The sequence below is a fragment of the Flavobacterium sp. genome, assembly GCF_043780635.1.
Lineage (GTDB): Bacteria > Bacteroidota > Bacteroidia > Flavobacteriales > Flavobacteriaceae > Flavobacterium.
Genome location: NZ_JAYWCK010000027.1, coordinates 38401 through 44935 on the forward strand (window position 1 = coordinate 38401; position 6535 = coordinate 44935).

The following is a 6535-nucleotide window of genomic DNA, read 5'->3' on the forward strand; positions in this document are numbered from 1 at the left end:
TTGGTTTAAAATGAATATACACAGGAAATCATAGTTCTAAGATTCCCTACGTCTTTTTTGTTTGTGGTTGCTTTTCCAAATAAATCTGCATCTCCCCAAGTTGCAGCGGTGTATTCTAATTCTGGAGAAACCCTGAATTTGTTTTTCTTGAAGTCAATCCTTCCAGACATTCTCCATACATTATCTACAACTCTTGATCCGGTAAGTCCTCTCATATAGATAGAATTCAATGCGGTTGCAGCAGTACCGGCGCCATTATTTTTTGTGGTTCCAAAGAAGAAACCAGGCGCAATAGATTTTCCGTTGCTTGCAATGTCAAACCAAAAAGAAGTGGTTTTTGTAGGGTCATAAGACTGGATCCCTGATGCGGTAGTTCCTGTAAATCCACCTAGCATTACTAGATTATTCATATTTCCTCCTGAGATTCCATAAGCTTTAATAATCACTTTATCATTTGAATATTTAGCATAACCAAAAACGGAAGAACTCGTTACTTTTTCTTTTGTTACAAGATTAGTTGCGCTAACGGTCAAAGGTTGCATCGATTTGTATTCCAATCCTGCGCCTAAAAACACATTTTTTCCTTTGTATTGAAGTTGCGCATTTAAAGAAGGCAAAGCAGAGTTAATTGATGCAGAATTTTGAGTTCCTGTTGTGCCAAGAGCCGTAAATTCTCTTTCTTTAAAAGCCGTGAACGTTGCAGAAAGCTCTTTGGTAAAATTTTGTTTCAATTTAACTTGAGTAGCCCATCCAAAAACATTAAACATAATTCCGGTATTAAAATCGCTAACACCAGGAAAAACTTCGGGAATAAAAGTAGGATACCAAGTTTGACCCATTGTCAATGAGGTTTTAGACCAGTCCATATTTACATAGGCGTGTCTTAATCTAAAAAGCCCAATAGTACTTGTAGTAGCTGTTTCAGTGTTTCCGAAGAAATCGCCTTCAATAGTTCCACTCATTTTTGCACCCCAAACATCGGGTCCTTTGACTTTCACACCCAATCTTGAAGTAATAGATAGAAAATTGGATTGTCCAACGGCGTTTATGTCCTTACCGTTTGCATCTACTACCACATCTAAAGGATATAGATTTAGGTTATCTTCTCTAACTTGGGCACATTTTCGAGTATCCCAAATATAATCAGTTCTTATAAAGCCATAAAGGCTTACGTCCCATTCTTTTAATGGTGTAGCTACAGGAGCTATGACCTGAGTTGTAGTCGTTGTAGCCGTTGTCGTTGGGGTTTGAGAATATCCTTTTATAGAAGCAATTCCTATTAAGAGAATAACATAAATTTTTTTCATAATAAATTTAAAGATTTGGTTAGCAAAATAGTTGGTTTCAACACGGCCAAATTCTAATTTATTATTTGATAAAAAAATAATGATATATTTATATGTAAAGTAATATAGTTAATCCTTGAATCGTTCCCATTTTATTAACATAAATTTGTCTCCAAGCTCAGTTATTATCATCCCAGCTCCGGACAATAATTCTTTGTTTTTTAAGTATTCTACTAATTCTAGATGGTTAAAAATCTTATATGTGGGATGGTAATTAACTTGTGAAGGTTTTTTAATATTAAAGGTTCTTACCCAATTGCTGATTGTTACATGAGAAACCCCAATAATACGCTCAATTTCTCTATAACTCAATCCTTCGAGATACAGTTGCAATGCCTTGGTTACATAATAATCATCGATCTTTTTTCCTAATTTATTGACGGTAAAAAAATAGTTACATTTTTTACATAAATACCTTTGTTTGTTGTTAATTATGCCGCTTTTAATGATATGATTATTTTGGCATTTCGGACAGGATAAAATCTCCATATATATAAATTTTGCATAAATATAGTAAATTAGCAATTATATAAATTTTTATTTCATAAAAATTTCTTTGTATTTTTATGGAGTCCATAATTTTATTGATAAAACATTACTAATTTAGTGCGAAAAATTGGAAAAAGTGAAAAAACAGAAATCTTAAAATAGAGTATGGGAATATACATCTTGCAAACGAGATGCCTTAAATATTGATGCACACGTTCTGAACAATAGTATAGTATTTTAATTTTATTTCAAATCTTTAAAAACAGATACTTAACTGTTTATGCTTTCAATAAGTCATGGATAGGATGACAAATTTGTTGCAAAAACGGTTGTTTTATCGAGGCGCTAGAGTTCTTGGTTTTGCAATAAAAAAGGCAATTATCAAATATGACAATTATCATTTTTTATACAATGTATTGCCCATATCTTTGAGAGGAAAATAATTACAATAGAATAATCATAAATAAAATTTATTAATATGGCACAAGTTAAAAAAGCTACAAAATATGTATATTATTTCGGTGGCGGAAAAGCAGACGGTAATGAATCTATGAAAAATTTGTTGGGAGGCAAAGGAGCCAATTTGGCTGAAATGGCCGGGCACCCGAATCTTTTGTTACCAGTTCCTCCGGGATATACATTGACTACAGAAGTATGTACAGCTTACTACGACAATAAAAAGAAATATCCTGTTGAACTAATGGCCCAGACAGAAATAGCACTGGCTGCCGTAGAAAAAGAAATGGGCAAAAAATTTGGTGATGTAAACAATCCTTTATTGCTTTCTGTTCGTTCTGGTGCGAGAAAATCGATGCCAGGAATGATGGATACCGTTTTGAATATTGGATTAAACGAACAAACCATCGAAGGGGTGATCAAACAATCGGGTGATGCTCGTTTTGCTTATGATGCTTACCGTCGTTTAATAATGATGTATGCCGATGTGGTGATGGAAAAAGCTGCAGGAATTGAACCTAAAGACGGAAAAGGAATCAGAAAAGTATTAGACGAAAAACTTGAAAAAGTTAAACACAAACAAGGATATCAAAATGATACAGATTTAACAGTTACGGAATTAAAAGCTTTGGTAAAAGAATTTAAAGCCACAATTATTAAAGTATTAGGCGCGCCATTTCCAGAAGACCCAAACGAACAATTATGGGGAAGTATCGGAGGCGTGTTTAGTAGCTGGATGGGAAAACGCGCTATCGAATACCGTCGCATTGAAAATATTCCTCACCAATGGGGAACTGCTGTGAATGTTCAGGCTATGGTTTTCGGAAATATGGGAGAATCGAGTGCCACTGGTGTTGCTTTTACAAGAAATCCTGGTAATGGAGAAGATTATTTTTATGGAGAATATTTAATCAATGCCCAAGGTGAAGATGTGGTTGCAGGTATTAGAACTCCAGCTCCCGTAAATGACAAATCTAAAAACGACCATAGCAGACTACTGCCAACTCTAGAAGAAGTAATGCCTGTGGCCTACAAACAACTGTTTGAAATTCAAAACAGATTAGAAAATCATTACAAAGACATGCAAGATATTGAGTTTACCATCGAAAAGGGAACTCTTTATATGTTGCAATGCCGTGTCGGGAAACGTAATGGAGTTGCCGCTGTGAAAATTGCAAGCGATATGTACAATTCCAAATTAATTGATGCCAATACCGCCGTGATGCGTGTAGGACCCAACCAATTAGTTGAATTATTATTGCCAATGTTAAATCCAGAAATTCAAAAAATCACCAAAGCAGTAGCTAAAGGATTACCTGCTGGACCAGGTGGTGCAATAGGACGTGTCGTTTTCTCTTCTAACGATGCTGTTGAATGGGCAAGCCGTGGTGAAAAAGTAATCTTAGTTAGAGAAGAAACCTCTCCTGAAGATGTCGATGGAATGCACAAATCTCAAGCTATTCTAACTACTAAAGGGGGAATGACTTCTCACGCTGCATTAGTGGCTAGAGGCTGGGGAAAATGTTGTATCGTTGGTTGTAATGATATTCAAATTAATAGCGAAACTAAATCTTTTAGAGCTAACGATGGTACTTTTATCAAAGAAGGCGATTGGTTAAGTCTTGATGGTACAAAAGGACTTGTTTACCTTGGAAGTATGGAATTGGTAGATGTTGATTTAGATAAAAATGAATCCTACAAAAATCTAATGAAATTAGTTGATAAAACAAAAGTGATTGGCGTTCGTACCAATGCCGAAACTCCAGGGGATGCTGAACAAGGAGCGAAATTTGGAGCCGAAGGAATTGGACTTTTCCGCACAGAACATATGTTTTATGGAGAAGGAAGTGATCAACCACTTTTCTTATTGCGCAAAATGATTGTGAGTAAAACCGAAAAAGAAAGAAGAACTGCTTTGAATGGTTTATTCGTATATGTGAAAAAAGATATTAAAAGAACATTAGGTGTTATGAGTGGTTTTCCAGTAACAATTCGTTTGCTCGATCCACCATTGCACGAATTTGTTCCTCATGATAAAGAAAAATTAATTCAATTAAGTAAAGAATTAGGGATTAGTATGGGTGTATTAAACAGAAGAGTTCTGGCTTTGCACGAAAATAATCCAATGCTAGGACATAGAGGAGTTCGTTTAGGAGTTAGTTATCCTGAAATCACCGAAATGCAAATTAGAGCTATCTTTGAAGCATCGGCTGAGTTGATTCAAGAAGGTAAAAAAGCAATGCCTGAAATTATGGTTCCTGTTACTTGTTCTAAAAATGAATTAAAACATCAAAGAGAAATCGTTGATGCTGTTTACAAAGAAACATGTGAAAAATTAGGGGTTAAAAAGATTCCATATTTGTATGGAACAATGATCGAAATTCCTCGTGCTGCTTTAAAAGCAAATAGTATGGCAGAAGAGGCTGATTTCTTCAGTTTTGGAACAAATGACTTAACACAAATGAGTTTTGGTTTCAGCCGTGATGATATTGGCGGATTCCTTCCAAAATATCTTGACTTAGGAATTCTTCCAGATGATCCTTTCCAGACTATTGATCAGGAAGGTGTAGGCGAGTTGATAAAAATTGGGGTAGAAAGAGGTCGTCAAACAAAACCAAATCTAAAAGTTGGTATTTGTGGTGAACACGGTGGAGATCCTGAAAGCGTTGTTTTCTGTCACAAAATTGGGATGAACTACGTAAGTTGCTCTCCTTTCCGTGTGCCAATTGCAAGATTAGCAGCAGCGCAGGCAGCTTTGTTATTTCCAAGAAAATAAATTCTGAAACCTGTTTTATTTATAATGAAAGACGGCATCCCGAAAGGGTTGCCGTTTTTTTGTTTTAGAATTAAATAAAAATTGCTCGTTTACGGGAAACCTCAATTGTAGGAATTTTAAATAGATTATATTTGAGAGATAATAATCAATAATTTTAACAAAATGAAATTAGAAAAAATACTAGATAAGCTTGGTTCACTTGAAAAAAATTCGTTTATCAAGATAATAGATAACATCATTTCTAAAAATCCAAAAAATTTTAAAGAGATTGATTTGACCCGATCGCTCTGATATAACAAAATATTCTCACGAACGATAGCGCGGATTTGCAATCCGTGCCGACAAACAAGAGCAAACCAACACAAAAACTACAACTTTTTAGGTTGTAGTTTTGTTTTTTAAAAACAAAAATTTATGTCAACAAAATACAAGGCTACAACAACAGAAGAAGCTTATTTTATAACCATTACAACGGTAGGCTGGATAGATGTTTTTACAAGATTAAGTCAGAAATACAATATTATAAATTCTCTAAAACATTGTCAAGAGAAAAAAGGGCTTGAAATCTATGCTTATTGTTTAATGCCAAGTCATTTGCATTTGCTTTGCAAGGCAACAAACGGTTTTATATTATCGGACGTAATGAGAGATTTAAAAAAACACACCTCAAAGCAAATAGTCAAAACTACTATTGAAGAGACAGAAAGTCGTCGAGAATGGATGTTGGATTATTTTCAAAAATCATGTGAACATTTAAAAAGAGAGCAGAAATATAAAGTTTGGCAAGGAGGTTATCATGCTGAAATTGTTGAAACTAATTGGTTTATAAAACAAAAAATAAATTACATCCATAACAATCCTGTAGAAGACAAAATAGTAGCATTGCCTGAAGATTATTATTTTAGTTCTGCAAGAAATTATGCTGGTTTAGAGAATGAATTAGAAGTTGTTTTGTTAGATTTGTTTTGAAATTGATTGTGGGTTGTGGTTGTGGGCACGGATTGTAAATCCGCGCTATCGGTAGTAATGAGGATGTATTTTGCTATCGTCGAAATGACAAAAATAACACAAATTAAAAACAAAAAACCCACTCGTTTGAGTGGGTTTTGTGGTACCTCCAGGGATCGAACCAGGGACACATGGATTTTCAGTCCATTGCTCTACCATCTGAGCTAAGGTACCTCGCTAATGCGGGTGCAAATATAGAATGATTTTTAATTTATACAAAACAATTATTAAAAAAAATCTATTCGTAACTTCGCAGCGTTAAATATAAATTATGATTCTAGCTGTTGATGTTGGTAATACCAGAATTAAAGCCGCTGTATTTGAGGGAAGTACCCTTTTAGAGGCCTTTGTTTTTCTGAAAACAGAGCTCGAAAAAAGCATTCAAAATATTTTAAATAAGTACAAAAAGATCTCTTATTTAGTCGTATCATCCGTTTCGGATGTCGAAAAACAAGCTTTT

At 34.5% G+C, this 6535-nt stretch carries 5 protein-coding genes and 1 tRNA gene; 3 read left to right on the forward strand and 3 right to left on the reverse strand.

Translation table 11 applies throughout. The features are described 5' to 3' along the window. Window positions 1-5 precede the first annotated feature (5 nt). Complete coding sequence (locus ACH2BV_RS02285) at window positions 6-1307, reverse strand: hypothetical protein (RefSeq protein WP_395049000.1); 1302 nt, start codon at window positions 1305-1307, stop codon at window positions 6-8. Between the two features lie 108 nt (window positions 1308-1415). After that, the gene (locus ACH2BV_RS02290) at window positions 1416-1835 is read right to left on the reverse strand and encodes a helix-turn-helix domain-containing protein (RefSeq protein WP_395049001.1); all 420 of its coding nucleotides are present in this window, start codon (window positions 1833-1835) and stop codon (window positions 1416-1418) included. 478 nt (window positions 1836-2313) lie between these two features. Between ACH2BV_RS02290 and ppdK the strand changes: the two genes are divergently transcribed. Together ppdK and ACH2BV_RS02300 are read left to right on the forward strand one after the other, a co-directional pair. Continuing rightward, window positions 2314-5067, forward strand: a complete 2754-nt coding sequence (gene ppdK / locus ACH2BV_RS02295; RefSeq protein WP_395049003.1) for a pyruvate, phosphate dikinase — start codon at window positions 2314-2316, stop codon at window positions 5065-5067. Window positions 5068-5481: 414 nt separating this feature from the next. Then, complete coding sequence (locus ACH2BV_RS02300; RefSeq protein ID WP_395049004.1) at window positions 5482-6036, forward strand: REP-associated tyrosine transposase; 555 nt, start codon at window positions 5482-5484, stop codon at window positions 6034-6036. Between the two features lie 140 nt (window positions 6037-6176). On the opposite strand, the gene ACH2BV_RS02305 is transcribed toward ACH2BV_RS02300, so the two are convergent. Next, window positions 6177-6249: transfer RNA gene (locus ACH2BV_RS02305), tRNA-Phe, on the reverse strand. 97 nt (window positions 6250-6346) lie between these two features. Here ACH2BV_RS02305 and ACH2BV_RS02310 point away from each other — a divergent pair. After that, the coding region (locus ACH2BV_RS02310; RefSeq protein ID WP_395049006.1) for a type III pantothenate kinase at window positions 6347-6535 on the forward strand (189 nt) is incomplete at its 3' end.

Coding starts and splice junctions, on each gene's coding strand:
- ACH2BV_RS02290 (WP_395049001.1), bottom strand. CDS start 1,835: ATGGAGATTTTATCCTGTCCGAAATGCCAAAATAATCATATCATTAAA.
- ACH2BV_RS02285 (WP_395049000.1), bottom strand. CDS start 1,307: ATGAAAAAAATTTATGTTATTCTCTTAATAGGAATTGCTTCTATAAAA.
- ppdK (WP_395049003.1), top strand. CDS start 2,314: ATGGCACAAGTTAAAAAAGCTACAAAATATGTATATTATTTCGGTGGC.
- ACH2BV_RS02300 (WP_395049004.1), top strand. CDS start 5,482: ATGTCAACAAAATACAAGGCTACAACAACAGAAGAAGCTTATTTTATA.